22 protein-coding genes are annotated in these 16,638 nt (G+C 69.7%); 11 read left to right on the forward strand and 11 right to left on the reverse strand.

Going from position 1 to position 16,638, the window contains the following annotated elements; genetic code table 11:
* Positions 1 to 533: 533 nt before the first annotated feature.
* Positions 534 to 1,130: a hypothetical protein gene (locus ABLE53_RS08885; RefSeq protein ID WP_348858456.1), complete on the reverse strand. Its 597-nt coding sequence runs from the start codon at positions 1,128 to 1,130 to the stop codon at positions 534 to 536.
* 255 nt (positions 1,131 to 1,385) lie between these two features.
* On the opposite strand from ABLE53_RS08885, the gene ABLE53_RS08890 reads away from it, so the two are divergent.
* Positions 1,386 to 2,147 carry a dienelactone hydrolase family protein gene (locus ABLE53_RS08890; protein WP_348858457.1) on the forward strand — a complete coding sequence of 254 codons (762 nt, stop codon included), beginning with the start codon at positions 1,386 to 1,388 and terminating at the stop codon, positions 2,145 to 2,147.
* 27 nt (positions 2,148 to 2,174) lie between these two features.
* On the opposite strand, the gene ABLE53_RS08895 is transcribed toward ABLE53_RS08890, so the two are convergent.
* Entirely contained in the window at positions 2,175 to 2,759 is a 585-nt protein-coding gene (locus tag ABLE53_RS08895; RefSeq protein ID WP_425474853.1) for a MerR family transcriptional regulator, read from the reverse strand.
* Positions 2,743 to 3,096, reverse strand: a complete 354-nt coding sequence (locus tag ABLE53_RS08900; RefSeq protein ID WP_348858458.1) for a hypothetical protein — start codon at positions 3,094 to 3,096, stop codon at positions 2,743 to 2,745. Before ABLE53_RS08900 ends, ABLE53_RS08895 begins: the two co-directional genes overlap by 17 nt.
* Before the next feature lie 192 nt (positions 3,097 to 3,288).
* Here ABLE53_RS08900 and ABLE53_RS08905 point away from each other — a divergent pair, with 192 nt between their 5' ends.
* Together ABLE53_RS08905 and ABLE53_RS08910 are read left to right on the forward strand one after the other, a co-directional pair.
* A complete protein-coding gene (locus ABLE53_RS08905; RefSeq protein WP_348858459.1) occupies positions 3,289 to 3,768 on the forward strand; it encodes a hypothetical protein in 480 nt (159 codons plus the stop codon).
* A gap of 15 nt (positions 3,769 to 3,783) precedes the next feature.
* The gene (locus ABLE53_RS08910) at positions 3,784 to 5,190 is read left to right on the forward strand and encodes an SGNH/GDSL hydrolase family protein (protein WP_348858460.1); all 1,407 of its coding nucleotides are present in this window, start codon (positions 3,784 to 3,786) and stop codon (positions 5,188 to 5,190) included.
* Positions 5,191 to 5,268: 78 nt separating this feature from the next.
* On the opposite strand, the gene ABLE53_RS08915 is transcribed toward ABLE53_RS08910, so the two are convergent.
* Entirely contained in the window at positions 5,269 to 5,673 is a 405-nt protein-coding gene (locus ABLE53_RS08915) for a type II toxin-antitoxin system death-on-curing family toxin (RefSeq protein WP_348858461.1), read from the reverse strand.
* Positions 5,673 to 5,894, reverse strand: a complete 222-nt coding sequence (locus tag ABLE53_RS08920) for a hypothetical protein (protein WP_348858462.1) — start codon at positions 5,892 to 5,894, stop codon at positions 5,673 to 5,675. Before ABLE53_RS08920 ends, ABLE53_RS08915 begins: the two co-directional genes overlap by 1 nt.
* A gap of 477 nt (positions 5,895 to 6,371) precedes the next feature.
* On the opposite strand from ABLE53_RS08920, the gene ABLE53_RS08925 reads away from it, so the two are divergent.
* Positions 6,372 to 7,196, forward strand: a complete 825-nt coding sequence (locus ABLE53_RS08925; protein ID WP_348858463.1) for a nucleotidyltransferase family protein — start codon at positions 6,372 to 6,374, stop codon at positions 7,194 to 7,196.
* On the opposite strand, the gene ABLE53_RS08930 is transcribed toward ABLE53_RS08925, so the two are convergent.
* Genes ABLE53_RS08930 through ABLE53_RS08940 form a run of 3 tightly spaced genes read right to left on the reverse strand, consistent with a single transcriptional unit; the run spans position 7,151 to position 9,511 of the window.
* Positions 7,151 to 7,957 carry a MerR family transcriptional regulator gene (locus ABLE53_RS08930; RefSeq protein WP_348858464.1) on the reverse strand — a complete coding sequence of 269 codons (807 nt, stop codon included), beginning with the start codon at positions 7,955 to 7,957 and terminating at the stop codon, positions 7,151 to 7,153. The two genes, ABLE53_RS08925 and ABLE53_RS08930, sit on opposite strands and share 46 nt — an antisense overlap.
* A gap of 4 nt (positions 7,958 to 7,961) precedes the next feature.
* Positions 7,962 to 8,762 (reverse strand): ABC transporter permease, encoded by an 801-nt coding sequence (locus ABLE53_RS08935; RefSeq protein WP_348858465.1) that lies wholly within the window; start codon positions 8,760 to 8,762, stop codon positions 7,962 to 7,964.
* Positions 8,759 to 9,511, reverse strand: coding sequence for an ABC transporter ATP-binding protein (locus tag ABLE53_RS08940; protein ID WP_348858466.1), 753 nt, complete (start codon positions 9,509 to 9,511; stop codon positions 8,759 to 8,761). Before ABLE53_RS08940 ends, ABLE53_RS08935 begins: the two co-directional genes overlap by 4 nt.
* Before the next feature lie 228 nt (positions 9,512 to 9,739).
* Here ABLE53_RS08940 and ABLE53_RS08945 point away from each other — a divergent pair, with 228 nt between their 5' ends.
* Both ABLE53_RS08945 and ABLE53_RS08950 read left to right on the forward strand, forming a co-directional pair.
* On the forward strand, positions 9,740 to 9,967 hold the full coding sequence (locus ABLE53_RS08945) for a FitA-like ribbon-helix-helix domain-containing protein (RefSeq protein ID WP_348858467.1): 228 nt from the start codon (positions 9,740 to 9,742) through the stop codon (positions 9,965 to 9,967).
* Positions 9,968 to 9,972: 5 nt separating this feature from the next.
* Positions 9,973 to 10,407: a type II toxin-antitoxin system VapC family toxin gene (locus tag ABLE53_RS08950; RefSeq protein WP_348858468.1), complete on the forward strand. Its 435-nt coding sequence runs from the start codon at positions 9,973 to 9,975 to the stop codon at positions 10,405 to 10,407.
* A gap of 27 nt (positions 10,408 to 10,434) precedes the next feature.
* Here ABLE53_RS08950 and ABLE53_RS08955 read toward each other — a convergent pair whose 3' ends face one another.
* Together ABLE53_RS08955 and ABLE53_RS08960 are read right to left on the reverse strand one after the other, a co-directional pair.
* A complete protein-coding gene (locus ABLE53_RS08955) occupies positions 10,435 to 10,671 on the reverse strand; it encodes a DUF1330 domain-containing protein (protein ID WP_348858469.1) in 237 nt (78 codons plus the stop codon).
* A gap of 57 nt (positions 10,672 to 10,728) precedes the next feature.
* Positions 10,729 to 12,099 (reverse strand): HNH endonuclease, encoded by a 1,371-nt coding sequence (locus tag ABLE53_RS08960; protein WP_348858470.1) that lies wholly within the window; start codon positions 12,097 to 12,099, stop codon positions 10,729 to 10,731.
* 158 nt (positions 12,100 to 12,257) lie between these two features.
* Between ABLE53_RS08960 and ABLE53_RS08965 the strand changes: the two genes are divergently transcribed.
* On the forward strand, positions 12,258 to 12,590 hold the full coding sequence (locus tag ABLE53_RS08965) for an ArsR/SmtB family transcription factor (protein WP_348858471.1): 333 nt from the start codon (positions 12,258 to 12,260) through the stop codon (positions 12,588 to 12,590).
* A 41-nt stretch (positions 12,591 to 12,631) separates the two neighbouring features.
* On the forward strand, positions 12,632 to 13,294 hold the full coding sequence (locus ABLE53_RS08970; RefSeq protein WP_348858857.1) for an NAD(P)H-dependent oxidoreductase: 663 nt from the start codon (positions 12,632 to 12,634) through the stop codon (positions 13,292 to 13,294).
* On the opposite strand, the gene ABLE53_RS08975 is transcribed toward ABLE53_RS08970, so the two are convergent.
* Positions 13,260 to 14,408 (reverse strand): MFS transporter, encoded by a 1,149-nt coding sequence (locus ABLE53_RS08975; RefSeq protein WP_348858472.1) that lies wholly within the window; start codon positions 14,406 to 14,408, stop codon positions 13,260 to 13,262. The two genes, ABLE53_RS08970 and ABLE53_RS08975, sit on opposite strands and share 35 nt — an antisense overlap.
* An 85-nt stretch (positions 14,409 to 14,493) precedes the next feature.
* On the opposite strand from ABLE53_RS08975, the gene ABLE53_RS08980 reads away from it, so the two are divergent.
* The 3 genes from ABLE53_RS08980 to ABLE53_RS08990 all read left to right on the forward strand — a co-directional run bounded on the left by ABLE53_RS08980 (position 14,494) and on the right by ABLE53_RS08990 (position 16,604).
* A complete protein-coding gene (locus ABLE53_RS08980; protein WP_348858473.1) occupies positions 14,494 to 14,805 on the forward strand; it encodes an ArsR/SmtB family transcription factor in 312 nt (103 codons plus the stop codon).
* A gap of 141 nt (positions 14,806 to 14,946) precedes the next feature.
* Positions 14,947 to 16,200 carry a glycine cleavage T C-terminal barrel domain-containing protein gene (locus ABLE53_RS08985; RefSeq protein ID WP_348858475.1) on the forward strand — a complete coding sequence of 418 codons (1,254 nt, stop codon included), beginning with the start codon at positions 14,947 to 14,949 and terminating at the stop codon, positions 16,198 to 16,200.
* A 20-nt stretch (positions 16,201 to 16,220) separates the two neighbouring features.
* A complete protein-coding gene (locus tag ABLE53_RS08990) occupies positions 16,221 to 16,604 on the forward strand; it encodes a hypothetical protein (RefSeq protein ID WP_348858477.1) in 384 nt (127 codons plus the stop codon).
* The last annotated feature ends 34 nt before the right edge of the window (positions 16,605 to 16,638 follow it).

The following is a 16,638-nucleotide window of genomic DNA, read 5'->3' on the forward strand; positions in this document are numbered from 1 at the left end:
GCGACTGATCGTCGTGCACGACGACGTACGGCGTGCCATCGAGGGTGTGGCAGCGCAGGGTGGACCAGACCTGGCCGTCCTTCTCGGTCTTCGGCGTGCGGCTGATCCTGACCACCAACTCTGGGGCGTCGCCATCGAGTTGGATCCTCAAGCGATCGGTCCGAGGTGATCTGGTGGCGGAGCGTTGATGTGCGTCGCTGATGTTGGTCTCGAGCCCCTGAGAGCGGCACGAGCCCCGTGCCACCAGGAGGAGGCGCGGGGCTGATGTGCTGCGGGTTCAGTGCCGTTCGAGGTGCGGGCAGCGGCCGCGGCCGTACTTGCGATGGCACCTCAACCTGCGGCGCATGCGGCGGATCGTTCGGGTCATGCGTCCAATCGTGATGCGGGGCGCCGACCCGGTCGGGCGAATGCAACGCGATCCCCGATTTTGGCTATTGGCGCCCAAGGGTCCTTCGAGGGTCCCGGTCTGGACTGGCCGTAGGGACGGGCAAGCGTCCCGTCACAACCGAAGGGGGAGCGGTCCTGTGGCCGATTCACCCGTTCACGTACTTGCCGTAGTTGCTGCCCGAGTGCCGGGTGTTGCCCCAGACGATCTGGAAGGCGAACCACGCGACGTACGGCGTGCCGTCGAGGGTGCGGTAGTGCAGGGCGAGGCCGCCGTTGGCGGACCAGAGCCGGCCGTGCTGCTCGGTCTTAGGTGTGCGGCTGATCCTGACCACCAGCACCGGCGCGGTGTCCTCGGTGTTCTTCTCGACGCGCGCGCAGGCCAGCGGCTCGAGTCCGGGGTCGTTGCCCGGACGGACGCCCATCCCGATTTCGGTGTCGGAGATGAAGCTCGCGTCGAGCTTGATGGTGCTCAGGTGGACGGTGTCCTTGGGCGGGATGACCGTGACGTCGTCGAGGATGACGGGTGCGGACGTCTGGATGGGGAACGAGCTCGAGTCCCGGCGTCCCTGCATCCTCCAGGTCCAGTCGAAGCCGAACGAGTGCCCGTCCCACTCCACGGGCCCGTTGTCGTGCTCCGGCCCGTCCACGCGCTCGCAGACCGACCGATGGGAGTCGTGCCCGCCACATCCGGTGACCAGGAGCGCGAGGACGACGAGGAGGACCACAGCTGCAGCAGGCTTCACGGGGCCTCCACGAAAGTCGCACTGTCTGGCTATCGAAGAGCGCCGGTCGCCAGCGGCGATACCCCCAGAGCGGAGGAAAACCTGTTGGTCGCGCCCGCCTGCCGGGCTTAACCTGCGCGGGCGACCGTGACGCCGTACGAGGAGCTGAGTCCCATGAACGTTGGATCGATGTGGGTGCTCCCCTCGTCATCACGGTCGGGCAGCTGACGTAGGAGTTGCAGGGAGCGCCGAGACGGCACTCCGAAAGGCAACACCATGCAACCTCTGAGCTTCACCACCGAGACGTCGTACGACGGCGTCCTCGAGCGCGGCTTCACCCTCGGCGAGATCCCCGGCGTCCTGTGGACGCCCGAGTCCGGCTCCGAAGGGGCGCCGCTGGTGCTCCTGGGCCACAGCGGCGGCCTGCACAAGCGGGCGCCGGGGATCCTGGCCCGCGCACGCCACTTCGTCACCGCGTACGGCTTCAGCGTCGCCGCCATCGACGCGCCCGGCCACGGCGACCGGCCGCGCAGCGAGGAGGACAAGCGGTGGGTCGCCGCGCTCTTCGCGGCGCGGAAGGCCGGCGAGCCGCTTGGCCCGATCATCGCCGAGTTCAACGGCTCGCTGGCCGAGCGCGCCGTACCCGAGTGGCAGGCGACCCTGGACGCCCTCCAGGCGCTGCCCGGGATCGGTGCCGACGCGCGGGTCGGCGTCGGGGGCTCGACGCTCGGCACCGCGACCGGGCTGCTCCTGACGGCGGTCGAGCCGCGGGTCGCCGCGGCGTCGCTCGCCGGGGTCTTCGTGTACGACGCCCTCCTCGAGGCGGCGCGGAAGATCACCGTCCCGATCGAGCTGCTGCTCCCGTGGGATGACGAGGAGATCCCGCGCGAGCCCGGCCTTGAGCTGTACGACGCGCTCGCCTCGGAGGAGAAGATGCTCCACGTCCACCCGGGCCGGCACAGCCAGGTGCCGCCGTTCGCGGTCGACGACTCCGCGCGGTTCTTCGTACGCCACCTCGGCGGACCGGTCGCCAGATGAGATCGTCAGCCCGAGATCGAAGGGATATCAAGCGCTGGTCTGTTCAGCGATCTGGCCTTCGAGTTCGCGCCAGACGCCACCTATCGCGATCGCGAATACTCCTGATCCGCCGTGCAGCAAGTCAATGACCTCGTCTGTTGATGTCACCTCGTAGACGCTGACGCCGTCGGACATCAACGTGACGCGCGTGAGGTCGTCCGTGCCGCGTTGTCGCAGGTGCTCAACGGCCGGCTTGATTTGCTCTGAAGAGATGCCTGCGTCGAGCAGACGTTGGGTGACTTTGGCGACCAACAAGTCCCGGAACGAGTACAGCCGCTCCGCCGATGGCTCGGTGTTGTTCGATGCCGACGGGGTTACGAGACCGGATCTGGTCCAACGCTCGAGCTCGGGGAGGCGGACGCCCACAATTCTGCTTGCGAGCGCCGCATTGAACTCCGCGATCGAGTGGTCAGGTTCGGCCGCGTACGCCCCGTAGGCGCTTCTGGGCGTGTGCGCCATGGAACGGTCGCGCCGCGAACTCTCGGGATCTACTCCGTACTGGCGGAGGCGCTCATCGATGCGATGGAGCACCCGTGTGGCGAGTTCCAGGCGTCGATCATGCTGGGTCGGCATCGGGGACCACCTCCAACGACTCGACGATGATTTGGACGACCTCTCGGAGCATCGTCAACTCCTCTGCTTCAGCCAGTTTGCTCTCTATCAGCTCAAGGAGCACGCCCAGCCCGGCCTCCACCTCGACAGGTTTGTCGCTGACAGCATGATCGATGGCCCACTGAGCGCGCCGCCACCATTCAGCTCGGTCGTCCGCCTTCTTGCGGAGGATGACAGTCAGCACTCCCACCCCCAGTGCGATCACGGCACCGAACGCGGTCGCGATCGCGCTCCACTGGACCGCAGTCGCAGAACTACTTGAGTCTGCCGCCAGAAATGGGTGGATGAGGCATTGCACGTTTGCAGGCTAGGGGGTTTGCCACCCGTCGTCGCCTGAACGCAGGACGGCCCTGTGGACAGGGCGCCAGCGGTGCCCGAGCGACCACGACTTCGTTCGAACTAGCTCCGTTGACACGTGCAGACGGGGTGTGGAACGTTTTTACTTTGTCCGAAGATTCATAGGTTCCTCTCCACTCGGGAAGTGGCCCCCATGCGGGGACACCAGATGGTGCTCGTGGCAGTCGCGATGGCGCTTCTGCTGGCCGGATGCGGCGACACGGGCAACGGCTCACCACCACCGCGGAAGCCCAGCGGTGCCGCGTCATCCTCGGCCGCGGCGGCCGCGACCGACGCGTATCTCGCGGGCGAGGGGAAGCTGCTGGTCGACCTGTCGGCGTCGGCGGCGACGTTCCCGGACCGGATCGATCGGGCCGCGCTCGCGGACGGGTGTGAGCAGCTGGCCCGCTCGATGAACCGCCGCTTCCCGCCGGGCAGGTTGATCCGGCTCCTGCAGGGTCTGCCGGACGGAGTACTCAGCAGGCATCTCACCAACGAGATGTCGGCGATGCAGGAGGCGATCCGGGCCTGTTCGGACGGTGACGCCGGCAAGGCGCGTCGGCTGGCGCGGATCGCCCAGCAGAGCGCCGCGGACTTCGACAAGCGCCGGGACACGTTGCGCACACAGGGCTGAGCGATGCGACCGACAGTGCGGAGGACGACCCGGCCGGCGTTGCTGGTGGCGCTGATCGTCCTCGCGACGCTCGCCGCAACACTCTCCGTGACGCTCTTCGTGACACCGACCTCGGGAGCATCATCGAGCTACGCCCCGCCGGCGAAGAAGTTCGCGGTCCTGGCGCTCGGGGACTCGTACTCGTCGGGCGAAGGGCTGCAGGACCACGACGGGACCAGGTGCGCCCGCTCGCCCAGCGCCTACGCGTTCGTGGCCGCGCGGGACCCGTTGCTGCACGACTACACCGGCCCGGGGAACGTGCAGTTCCTGGCCTGCTCCGGTGCGCAAAGCCGGAGCGTCACCGCGAGCGAGGACCTCCCCGAGCAGATCGCCCGCGCGGTGCGGCAGGGGAGGAAGTACGGCCTGATCACGCTGACCATCGGCGGCAACGACATCGGGTTCGCCGACGTCCTCCAGGGCTGCATCAAGAAGACGTACACCTGGTTCCCCCGGGAGAAGATCGGCTGCCCCTTCACCGAGCAGCAGCTGAACGCCCGGGTCGCGCGGCTGAAGAACCGGCTGATCAACACCTACGGGACGATCACGCGCCAGCTCCTCGCCCCCGGCGGCCACCTCGCGGTGCTGGGCTATCCGAGCCTCTTCGAGGACCCCGCGCGATGGACCCAGCCGGAGCGGGCGATGGCGAGGTGCGCTCTCGTACGCGCTGCCGACGTCAGGATGCTGCGGCGTGTGGGCGATCGGCTCAACGCCACCATCCGGGCCGCGACGGCACCGCTCAGGGACGTCGAGTTCGTCAACGTCGCCTCCGGGTTCGAGGGGCACAACCTCTGCAGCCCGGACGAGTGGATCAACGGCCTCCACGACATCGTCTCCCGCGGCCCCCATCACGGGCGCATCATGACCGCCTTCCACCCGAACGAGGCCGGCCATCAGTGGGAGGGCCACCAGCTCGCCAAGGCGGTCAGGCTCTTCGACTGGTCCCGCTACGGCCGCAAGGTCGACGCCGGGAAGCCCGACGAGATCTGCCTCGACCCGTCCCAGAAGCGGGTGTGCGTCCACACCGACCTCCTCTCCGGGAGCATCGACTTCTACGGGATGGGCCACGGCCCGTACGCCCAGCCGAGTGCGATGTACGTCGGCTCTAACCTGGTCTTCAACAAGCTGAAGTGGACGCACTGGGGCGAGAACGTCGCGACGGCGTACGGCCAGACGCTGAGCAACGACTGCCAGCCGAGCTGCTCAGAGAGCACCACGCCGGTCCGGAAGCGGATCCAGATCGAGGTGTCCCGGATCGCCACCCCGTCCCGGTCCGGCGCGATCGGCGGCATCCTCGAATACACCTGTGCCCGCGTCCGCGAGGTCGGCAAGGCCTGGGGGTCCCTCGGGCCCGGCCTCGACCGCCCGGTGTGCGTGCTGCCGTGATCGGTGATCGTCGACGTGTCAGCACGGACCAGGAGAGCGATGACCGATCCGCAGGAGCCGGACGCAGCCGCCGCACGCTCAGTCTGCGTATGGGTCGAAGCCCGGCGGGATGCCGACGACCCATGCCTTCAGTTGTCCGGCAACGCTGTTGACGTCCAGTTGCCCTTCTGCGACGTCGACCACTAGGCCGACGATCTCTCCCTGGTCGATCGTGGACGTGGTGTATCCGTTCATCTGGTAGAAGACGGACATCGCGACCCAAGCCGTGCGCTTGTTGCCGTCGACAAACGGATGGTTGCGGGCGAGCCCGTGCAGCAGAGCCGCCGCCTTGGTGTGGATGTCGGGGAAAGCGTCCTCACCGAAGGCGGAGGCCTGCGGTCGGGATACTGCGGCATCAAGAAGACCGAAGTCGCGCAACCGGTCTGGGCCGACCAGTCGTCCGTTCATCCACAAGACGTCCTGTGCGGTCAGGTACAGGACCATCACAGTCCGGCCAGCTTCTCGATGGCGACCGCGTGGTCGCGCAGCGTCTTGTCGAAGGCCGCCTTGACCATGTCGGCACGGGCGTGCGCCTGAAGGAACTCAGCCACGGCCTGCTTGACGACGTCGTTTCCGGACGTGTTAGTGACGAACGCGTACGTGCGCAGCGCTTCTGCCATCTCGGTGGGGAGCCGGACGGTCAGTGAGGTGGTGTCCTTGGACATTGGCGCTGCTCTCGATCTGGGGAAGTCGGGACGGTATGACTTCATGGTGTCATGGTGTGTCCTGTGGGACAACGGCCCGAACTCCTTCCGGCCTCATTGCGTCGCCAACCCCGCAGGCGGTCGCACACGTGTTGGACCACCTGGTCGTGGCGCCGCTCTGGTGGTGGGCGGCGCCGATCTCGGCATCCTGTTGCGACGTGCGACGCCGTCGGAGCCCGTATGGCCGTGCGCTCTTTAACGAGCTCCCCGAGGGCGCCACGCCGCTGCCCTGCCTCGTGCCTCAGCCCGGCGGTGCCCGACAGGGATGAGGCGCACAAGCGGCCGGCCTACGCTTTCGAGGTCCACGTCAGAGAAACGTGTTAAGAAATCCGGAAGTACCTAACACATATCCGGAACGTGTCAGGTGATGTCACACGTCGGGCCCTCCTGGGCGCTGCGCGGGTGACGAGCGGCGTACGCACGGACGAGGATGAGCCGGTGATCAGCGATGCGGCGTTGCAGGAGCTGGCCGGCCGGCTCGTCGAGATCGGCGGGATCGAGGCGGTGACCCTGGGCGGCAGCCGCGCCCGCGGGGAGCAGACGCCGGAGTCCGACGTCGACCTGGGGCTGTACTACCGCCCGCCGCTGGACGTCGAGGCGCTCGGGCGGCTCGCCCGCGAGGTGGCCGGCGAGGGCGCTGCCGTGACCCGGCCCGGCGAGTGGGGGCCGTGGGTCGACGGAGGCGGCTGGCTGCAAATCGAGGGCACCGACGTGGACTGGATCTACCGCGACCTCGACCGCATGCACGCCAGCTGGCGCGACGCCGAGCAGGGCAGGTTCACCTTCCACTTCCAGGTCGGGCACCCGCTGGGCGTGCCCGACTTCGCGTACGCCGGCGAGGTCGCCCTCGCCCGCATCCTCGCCGATCCGTCGGGCGAGCTCGGGCAGCTCCAGGAGGCGGCGCGCGACTACCCGCCGCTGCTGCGGCAGGCGGTCGTCGGCCGGCTCCGGGAGGCCACGTTCTCGCTCGGCATCGCCCGGAAGGCGGTGACCCGCGAGGACAGTGCGTACGTCGCCGGCTGCCTCTTCCGCGTCGTACTCCTGTGTGCGCACGCCCTCCACGCCGACGCCGGCCGCTGGCTGCTCAACGAGAAGGGCGCGATCGCCTCCGCCGGCCGCCTCCCGCGGGCGCCGGCCGATTTCGGCGAGCGCGCCCAGCGGACCTGCGGACACGTCGGGCGCTCCGCGGACGAGCTCCGGGACACGCTCGCCGCCGCTCAGGAGCTTCTCGACGCCACCCGGGCCGTGTGCGGCGCGGGCTGATGGGCGCGTAGCGGCTCGAGCTTCGTCCAGCCCGTCCAGCCGCGCTCCTCGAGCAGCGCGAGGATGCGCGGCGCGGCCGGGACCGAGTCGAGGAACACCGAGTCGAGCAGCTCGGCGAGGTCGTCGGGGATCTCGGCGTTCCCCTCCCACTCCTCCGGGGAGATCGCCTCGAGCTGGCGCACCATCTCGTCCACGAGCGCGACCAGGCTCGGGTCGTCGGGCTCGCAGTCGATCGCCGCGTCGAGCTCGTGGTAGACCCTCACGCTCACCGGGTCGTCGAGCTGGCGGTCCTTGATCCGCATGTAGAGCGGCATGTGCTCGGGTTGCTGGGCGGCGATCAGGACCCAGCTGTCCCGCTCGGCCGCGACCATCCGCTCGGGGACGCCGAGGTCGCGCAGCCGGTCGAGGTACGCGACCGCCTCCGGCGGCAGCGCCAGGCTGTCTCCGGCCGCCAGCTGCGCGATCCGCTCCCGGTGGCGCTGCCGCTCCCGGATCTCGGCGCGCAGCCGCCGGTCGATCTCGGCGACCGCCGCGGCGAACTCCTCCTCGCCGGCGGCCAGCAGCTCCCGCACCCGGGCGAGGGGTACGCCGGCCTCGGCGAGGGTCCGGATCTTGATCAGCTCGGCGACCGCAAGCGCGTCGTACCGCCGGTAGCCGGAATGATCGCGCTCCGGCTCCGGCAGCAGCCCCTTCGCGTGGTAGTGCCGGACCGTGCGCACCGTGACGCCGGCGTACGCCGCCAGCTGGCCGATCGTGAGCACGGGACTAGCGTGCCCTGGTCTTCGGCACGCGGCGGTAGAGGCGGCGGGCCCACAGATAGCCGAGTACGCCGACGAGCACGCACCAGCCGATCGCCCACCACACCTCCGTGCCGGGGGAGCGGCCGTCCAGGAGGGCCCGCAGGGTGTCGATGATCGGCGTGAACGGCTGGTGCTCGGCGAACTGGCGTACGCCGCCCGGCATGCCGCCGGTGGGCACGAAGCCGGAGCTGACGAACGGCAGCAGCGGCAGCAGGTTCATCACGTTGCTCGCCGTCTCCGGGTCGGGCGAGACCAGGCCGAGCGCCACCGCCAGCCAGGTGAACGCCAGCGCGACGAGCACCACCAGCCCGACCGCCGCGAGGACGTCGACGGCGCTCGCGTGCGGGCGGTAGCCCATCGCGACCGCGACGCCGAAGATCAGCGCGACCGCGACCAGGGTGTAGACGATCGCGCCCAGCACGTGACCGGTCAGCACCGAGACCCGGGCGATGGCCATCGTGCGGAAGCGGGCGATGATCCCGTCGGTCATGTCCATCGAGACCGACAGCGCCGTCCCGATCGAGATGCTGGCCGCGGTCGCGACCAGGATCCCGGGCGCGACGTAGGCCAGGTAGTCGGCGCGGGTGCCGCCGTCCTCCGCGCCGGGGAGACCGGCGCCCAGGGTCCCGCCGAAGACGTAGACGAACAGCAGCAGGAAGATCAGCGGCATCCCGACCAGCATGATCGTCGCCGACGGGTAGCGCGTCACGTGCAGCAGGTTGCGGCGGAGCATCGTCAGCGAGTCGCGGATGGCGTACGAGCTCATGCGACGGAGTCCTTCTCGGTCGTGGTGTCCTCGGTCGTGTGGCCGGTCAGGGTGAGGAAGACGTCGTCGAGGCTGGCGGCCCCGCCGGGCACCCGGCGCTTCAGCTCGGCCGGGGTGCCCTCGGCGACCAGCCGCCCGCCGTCGAGCACGCCGACCCTGTCGGCGAGCTCGTCGGCCTCGTCGAGGTTCTGGGTCGTCAGCAGCACCGTCACGCCCTCGGCGACCTGCTCGCGCACGATCCGCCACAGCTCCCGGCGGCTGCGCGGGTCCAGGCCCGTCGACGGCTCGTCGAGGAAGATCACGCGGGGCCCGCCGACCAGCGTCATCGCGAGGTCGAGGCGGCGCTTCATGCCGCCGGAGTACGCCATCGCCCGGCGGTCCGCCGCGTCGCCCAGGTCGAACCGCTCCAGCAGCGTCTCGGTGGTCTCCCTCGCGCGGCGTCGGTCGAGGTGCGCCAGGTCGGCCATCAGCCGGAGGTTCTCCCGACCCGTCATGAACTGGTCGATCGCGGAGAACTGTCCCGTGACGCCGATCCGCGCCCGCACGTCGTCGGGCTCGCGGCGTACGTCGTGGCCGGCGACTCTCACCTCCCCGCCGTCGGCCGTCAGGAGGGTGGAGCAGATGTTCACCGTCGTCGTCTTGCCCGCTCCGTTCGGGCCCAGCAGGGCGTACACGCTGCCCTCCGGGACGGTCAGGTCCAGGCCCTTCAGCACCGGGGTTCCGGCGTACGACTTGGTCAGGTGTGTCACCTGTATCGCTGGTTCTCTTGCGTTCATGGCGCCATGCTCGGACCCTGACGCTGCGTCAGGGTCAAGCGGCATTCACGACCTAACGCCCGAATGCGGCACGGGTGGCGGCCGCGGTCTCGCTGAAGTACTCACGTGGATGGATGAACCACCACTCGCGGAACTTCACGCCGCCCTCGACGGCGCGCCGATACCCGGTGATATCGTGACTAGATATCGGAGGTAGTCGTCATGGAGCAGATTCTGATCCGGAACCTTCCGGCAGGGACCAAGGCCGCACTACGGGCACGCGCTGAGAGTCATCGGCGGTCCGTCGAGGCGGAAGCGCGTCAGATCCTCACCGAAGCGCTCGGGCGCGAGCCCGTCTCGATCGTCGAGCTGCTCAGCACTGAGGAGGGCGCCGACATCGAGTTCGAGCCGGAGCGCCTGGGGCTGGCCGGCGGGGCCCCTGAGTTGTGAGGTACGTGTTGGACACCAATGTGGTGTCCGCGCTGCGTGTGCGAGGACGCCACCCGTCCGTCGAAGCCTGGGCGGTCTCCGTCCCCGCGGCCGACCAGTTCGTGACGGCGTTGACCATCGCCGAGATCGAGCGCGGCGTGGTCGCCAAGGAGCGAACCGATCCCGACCAGGGAGAGATCCTCCGGAGGTGGTTTGATGACCACGTCCTGCCCGCCTTCGCCGGCCGGGTGCTGCCGTTCGACCTGGCCGCCGCGCGGATCCTTGCTGCGTACCGCGTGCCCGAGCACGCGCCGTACGACGACGCGCTCATCGCTGCGATCGCGCAGGCCTCGGAGATGACCATCGCGACTCGGAACACGAGGCACTTCGAGCGGGTGGGCGTTCGATGCGTGAACCCGTGGGATTGGGGCAGTGACGCAGGCCCAGGAGGGCGCGCATGAATCGGCAAGCTCGCGCGAACGCCACTGTCAGGCCCCGGCGATGCCGGGGACGAACAGGAGTCGGCGGTCGAGCGCGTCCTCGCGAATGCTCAGCGCCTCGGCGTAGTCGTCTGATGCATACCAGCTCTCGAGCCGGAGCGGTTCGGCGCCCCGGACGATGTAGCGCCCGCCGTGCCTCGCGATGGATGCTGCGGCCAGCTTCATGTACGTGTCGGCCAGGCGTTCATCGCGGATGCGCACTTCGGAGATCACGTAGGCAGGCACGACTTGGGATGCTAGGCGATGCCGCGGGGGTGCGGGAACGCCGAGAGCCATCGGCAGTCAGGCCGTGAGGGCGTAGTCGTTCGCGAGGACGAGGTTGACCAGTGGCCGGGTGGTGGGCCAGGGATCGGGTGGTCTGCTGCGGTAGGTGTGCCCGGTGGCGGTGGTGATCGTGATGCTGCCGTCGGGGCCGGGTCTGGCCTGCCAGCCGGGGGCCTCCTTGGCCTGGTTGCAGCGCTCGCACAGGCCTTGGAGGTTGGCGGCCGAGGTGGGGCCGCCGTCGGCATACCGCTGGATGTGGTCGAGGTGCCGGATCGGGGCACCGCAGTGCGGGTTGCGGCAGATGCCGCCGTCGCGCAGGGTGATGAACTCGGCCAGTCCGGCCGGCGCGGTGCGGGAGCGGGAGTCCATCGCGACCAGCTGTCCGCTGAGAGGGTGGGTGAAGAGCCTCTTGAGGAACACCTGCGCCTCGGTGAGGGTGTCGGTGAGGGCGCGGGTGACCGCGGTGCGGGCCCACTCGGCGGGGACCGGCCCGTAGCCGGGGACCAGGGCGGGTGCGTCGCCGCCGGGGCCGTCGGGGGCGAGCAGGGCGCGGTCGGTCATCACCAGCCGCAGGTCGATCCGGGCCGGGGCGCCCGCGGCGCGGCCGGTGACACGTTCGACGAGGGTGTCGGCCATGACCTGGCCGCGCGACCGGTCGTCCCCGGCACCCCCGGTGTGGCCGGTGGCGGAAGCGGTGTCGGCGACCGCCTTGAGGGCGGCGTAGACGGCGACGCCCTGCTTCATCGGGAGCAGCGCGGTCACGTAGCTCATCAGGTCGGGGGCGGGCCGGATGGTGACACTCCGCTCGGTCTCGGCCCGGGCGGCCCGGGCGACGACGGCGTGGGCGTCGAGGGTGTAGGCGAGCTTCTTGGCGGTGGCCTCGAGCTCGCGGTCGCCGAGCTCGGCGGCGCGGCCGGTGCCGGCCAGCTCGAGGTCGACCCGGCGGCGGTGCTCGAGGTCGAGGCAGGCGGTCTCGCGGGCCAGGATGGTGGCCCGCCACTCCGAGAGCCGCCCGGCGCGCATCAGGGCGAGGGTGGCGGGCATCTCGCGGGTCAGGATGGTGGCCAGACCGAGCAGCCGGGAGGCCTTGTGCGGGGAGATGCGACGGGCCAGGCCGATCTGGGCGGCCACGCCCTCACCGATGCGGCGGGCTGGCACGCCCTGCTCCCGGTGACGCGTGCGGGTGGCGGTGTCGAGGGCGACCGCGGCGGTGGCCTGGGCGGCCTCGAGCCGGCACTTGGCGTCTTCGCAGGCGGTGATCAGGTCGACCAGCTGCTGCTCGGACAGCTCGGCGATCCGCTCCTCCGACAGGTCACCCGACAGCGCACCGGCGAACACGCCGGCGGCCGCGGTGGCGCCGGTCGCGTCGGGGATAGCGCTGTCGATCACGTGATCGATAATACCGTGACACGAGGCTCGCAGCAAGGTGTTTCCGCAGGTCAAAGCCGACTCCGACGAATCCGTGGATAACTAGTGACCAGTGGTGCAGAACGGGCCAATCGATCGAGATATCGTGGTGTGTCGGAGCGTACGGCGAGAGGATGCCCATGGCCGCGACGGCACGATCGGACTCGGACGACCTGATCGAGGTGTTCAAGGCTCTCGGCAACCCCGCCCGCCTGCAGATCATGCAGTGGCTGAAGGACCCCGACGCCCACTTCGGCGACTACGCCGCGATCGCGGACCGCCGGTCGGTCGGCGTGTGCGTGACGCACATCCAGGCCAAGTCCGGCCTCGCGCAGTCGACCGTGTCCAGCTACATGAGCACGCTCGAGCGGGCGGGGCTCGTCCGCTCCACCCGGGTGGGCAAGTGGACGCACTACCGGCGCGACGAGGAGCGTGTCGAGCAGCTGGCGGGACAGATCGGCACCACCATCTGATTTACGGATCGCAATATGTCGATATGATCTCGTACATGTCGATGCCCACCGCCCTGATTGTCCACGCTCACCCTGAGCCGCACTCGTTCAGCACGGCCCAGATGACCACCGCAGCCGAGGCTCTCCGCGATGCCGGATACCGCGTCGACGTCCTCGACCTCTATGCCGAGGAGTGGGTCCCGACCCTCGCTCGCGACGAGTTCGCTCCGACCGAAGGCCACTTCAAGCCGCAGGCCGCGCAGCAGCGTGCGGTCGAGGACGGGACGCTCGACGCGAGCGTCAGGGCCCACCTCGATCGGCTGCTCGCCGCAGACCTGCTCGTGCTGTCGTTCCCGATGTGGTGGTTCTCGCTGCCCGCCATCCTCAAGGGCTGGGTGGACCGGGTCTTCGTGATGGGCGCGGTCTTCGGTGGCAACTACGGACTCTTCGGCGACGCGGCGCTGGCCGGCAAGCGGGCGATGCTGCTGTTCACGACCGGGGGCTCCAGGGACTCCTTCCGGCCCGGCGGCGTCTTCGGCTCGATGGAGGAGTTCCTGCGCCACATCCATCGCGGGATGCTCGAGTTCGTCGGCTACCAGGTCCTCGATCCCGTGGTCACCTACGGGCCGGCGCACCTGAGCGACCACGAGAGGGCGGCGGCGCTGAACAGCGTCAGGGAGTCCGTCGCCCTCATCGCAGCGACCCCGTGGCCCGCCGCTCGCTGACCTCGACGCGGTGGGCGGTCACCTGGTTCAGCCCGAGCGCGACGAGTGCCAGTGCACCGGCGGCGAGCGGAAGTACCGCGGTGCTCGTGGCGTCCAGCAGGATGCCGTTTCCAGCCGAGCCGATCGCGCTGCCCAGGTAGACGGCAGAGGCGAGGAGGGCGACCGCCGTGGCGGCGTGTTCGGGAACGGTCGTGGTCAGCTGGTACTGGAGCGGCACTTGCAGTGACCATGCGGCGAAGCCCCAGGCGAACAGCACCAGCGCGACGCCGACGGGCCCGGTGGCGAGGACCGGGATGAGGCAGAGCGCAACGGCGAGCAGGCAGATGGTGATGGTGAGCAGCTGGCCGGCGTCGCGCCCCTGGTCGAGCAGCCAACCGATCAGGGTGTTGCCCACGCCGCCGCCGACTCCCCAGACGAGCAGGTAGAGCGGCAGCTGCCCGGTCGTGACCTGTGCGCTGTGGTGCAGAACCGTGGCGAGGTAGGTGTACAGGCCGAGGTTGGCGATGCCGAGGACGAGCATGACCGTGACGCGGCCGAGCACGAACCGATCGCCCAGTGCGGCGAAGCGCTCCCGCAGCCCCGGTGGTGGCGGTGCAGTGATCGGGGGCAGGAGGACGGCAATGCCGGCCCCGGCGGCCAGGGCGAGCGCGGCGACGAGCAGCAAGGTGGCTCGCCAGCCGACGTGGACACCCAGCAGCAGCCCGACGGGTACGCCGAGCACGGTCGCGATGGTCAGCCCGCCGAGCACGACCGCCAACGCGCGTCCGCGCTGCTCGCGAGCAACCAGTCCGGTAGCGGCGGCAGCGGCCGACGGGGCGTAGAGCCCGGCGCCGGCACCGGCGACGACGCGAGCGGAGATCAGCACCCACAGGTCCGGTGCCGCGGCGCTGGCCAGATTGGCGGCGGCGAAGATCCCCAGCGCGACCAACAGGACCGTACGCCGGCTCGCTCGTGCGGACAGGACCGACAGAACCGGTGAGCCGAGTGCGTAGGCGACGGTGAACCCCGTGACCACCTGGCCCGCCGCGGCCGGTGAGGTGCCGAAGGACGATCCGATGCCGGGAAGGAGCCCGGTGAGCACGTAGGCGTCCAGCCCGAGCGCAAACGTTCCCACAGCAAGCAAGAAGACCCGCCGCATGCCACTTCCTCACCTTGTTCGTTGTTTGGCGAACAACGAACAAATTAGGAGAATGGCGGCCGTGCGACAACCCCACCATCCGGCGCTGGAGGACCTGACGCTGGCCAGAGCGTTGAAGGCGCTGAGCGACCCCGTCCGACTGCGGATCGTCACGACACTGGCGGATGGCTCCGAGCGCGGGTGGGGGGAGTTCGAGGTCGGGGTCAGCAAGTCGACCCTCAGCCAGCACATGAAGACGCTTCGCGAGGCGGGGCTCACCAAGACCCGCATGGAAGGCACCCGCTGCTATGTGTCCCTGCGCGAGGACTTCGACACCAAGTTCCCCGGCCTCGTCCCCGCTGTCCTGGCCCTGACCGGCCCGGGTCGGCGCTGAGGTCGACCGCGCTGCGTCTGGCTCCCGCCGCCGGCGGATCCGTCGTACGCCTGTTGCGCGTTGTGCAACCTATTGCGTGACCCGCAACACAGTGCTAGGCAGGTCGGGTCCGACAAAGTGGTTGGCGCCTGGAGGCGACGAATGCCCGAGAACCCAGAAATCCTGCTCTACCCCCGGATCCGCAAGTCCCCGTTCTTCTACGCGTCGAGGCGCCACGGGGTCGCGATGTACAGCGTCTACAACCGCACCTACCACCCGCGTCACTACGGGGACCCGGTGGCGGAGTACTGGGAGCTGCTCAACGGCGTCACGATGTGGGACGTCGGCGTCGAGCGGCAGGTGGAGATCACCGGCCCGGACGCGTTCGAGTTCACCAACATGCTCGTGACGCGCGACCTGACGAAGTGCCGGGTGGGGCAGTGCAAGTACGTCTTCCTGACCGACAACGACGGCGGCATCCTCAACGACCCGGTGCTGCTCCGGCTGGGGGAGAACCACTTCTGGCTGTCGTTGGCCGACAGCGACATCCTGCTCTGGGCGCGCGGGGTCGCGCTGCACTCCGGGATGGACGTGCGGATCCGCGAGGCCGACGTCGGCCCGGTGCAGATCCAGGGCCCGAAGTCGGCGGCGGTGATGCGCGACGTGTTCGGCGAGTCCGTGCTCGACGTCCCGTACTACTACCTGCGCGAGTACGAGCTCGACGGCATGCAGCTCGTCGTCTCGCGGACGGGCTACACCGCGGAGGTCGGCTACGAGATCTACGTGCGCAACGCCAGCCGCGACGGCGTACGCCTCTGGGACACGGTCTGGGAGGCCGGCCGGGCGCACGACCTCGCGGTCATCGGTCCCTGCCACATCCGCCGCATCGAGGCGGGCATCCTGGCGCACGGGTGCGACATCACCTTCGACACGAACCCGTACGAGGTCGGCATGGGCTACGACTGGATGGTGAGCCTCGACCAGGACGCCGACTTCGTCGGCAAGGAGGCGCTGACCCGGATCAAGGCCGAGGGCCCGCACCGGATGCTGGCCGGGATCGAGATCGGCGGTGAGCGGCTCGGCACCTTCAACGACGGCTCGATGATCGACGTGATGCCCGCGTCGTACGCCGGCGAGCGGGTCGGCGAGGTCACCTCCGCCTGCTACTCGCCGCGGCTGGAGAAGAACATCGGCTACGCCATGCTGCCCGTCGGGCTCACCGAGCTCGGCACCGAGATCGAGGTCGACACGGGGCGTGAGCGGGTCACCGCGACCGTCGTACCCAAGCCCTTCATCGACCCCACCAAGGACCAGCCGAAGCAGGACGTCAGCACGCTCACCGCGTCCGTGCCGGCACCGCGCGCCGACGAGGCGCCGACGCAGGCGCCGGCCCAGGCGGTCGAGCCGGCGCCGTAGCCGGGGATACCGTCGCCTTCGTGGACCCCGCCGCCCCGCCCCGCGTCCTCGTCGTCGGGCTCGACCCGCGCCGGGTGCCGGGGCCGTGGGACCCCGAACCGGTCGTCGAGGCGATCGGAGCGGGGATGGCGAGGTTCGCGGAGCACGGGGTGTACGCCGAGAGCTGCCTCGTCGGGCTCGACGGCAGCGACGACATCGAGGCGGTGGTGACCGACGCGCTCCGGGCCGGCCCCTGGGACTGCGTCACCATCGGCGGCGGCCTGCGGCACTCCGACGACCAGGTCGAGCTGCTCGAGCTGGTGGTCAACCTCGTACGCCGGCACGCGCCCGACGCCGCGATCGCCTTCAACGACCGCCCGGACACGACGTACGACGCCGCCGCCCGGTGGCTGCCCGGGCGATAAGGGATCTCCCACCTGACTCACAGCGGGCACCCAG

Origin of the sequence: Nocardioides asiaticus, assembly GCF_040049175.1 — a bacterium.
Lineage (GTDB): Bacteria > Actinomycetota > Actinomycetes > Propionibacteriales > Nocardioidaceae > Nocardioides > Nocardioides cheoyonin.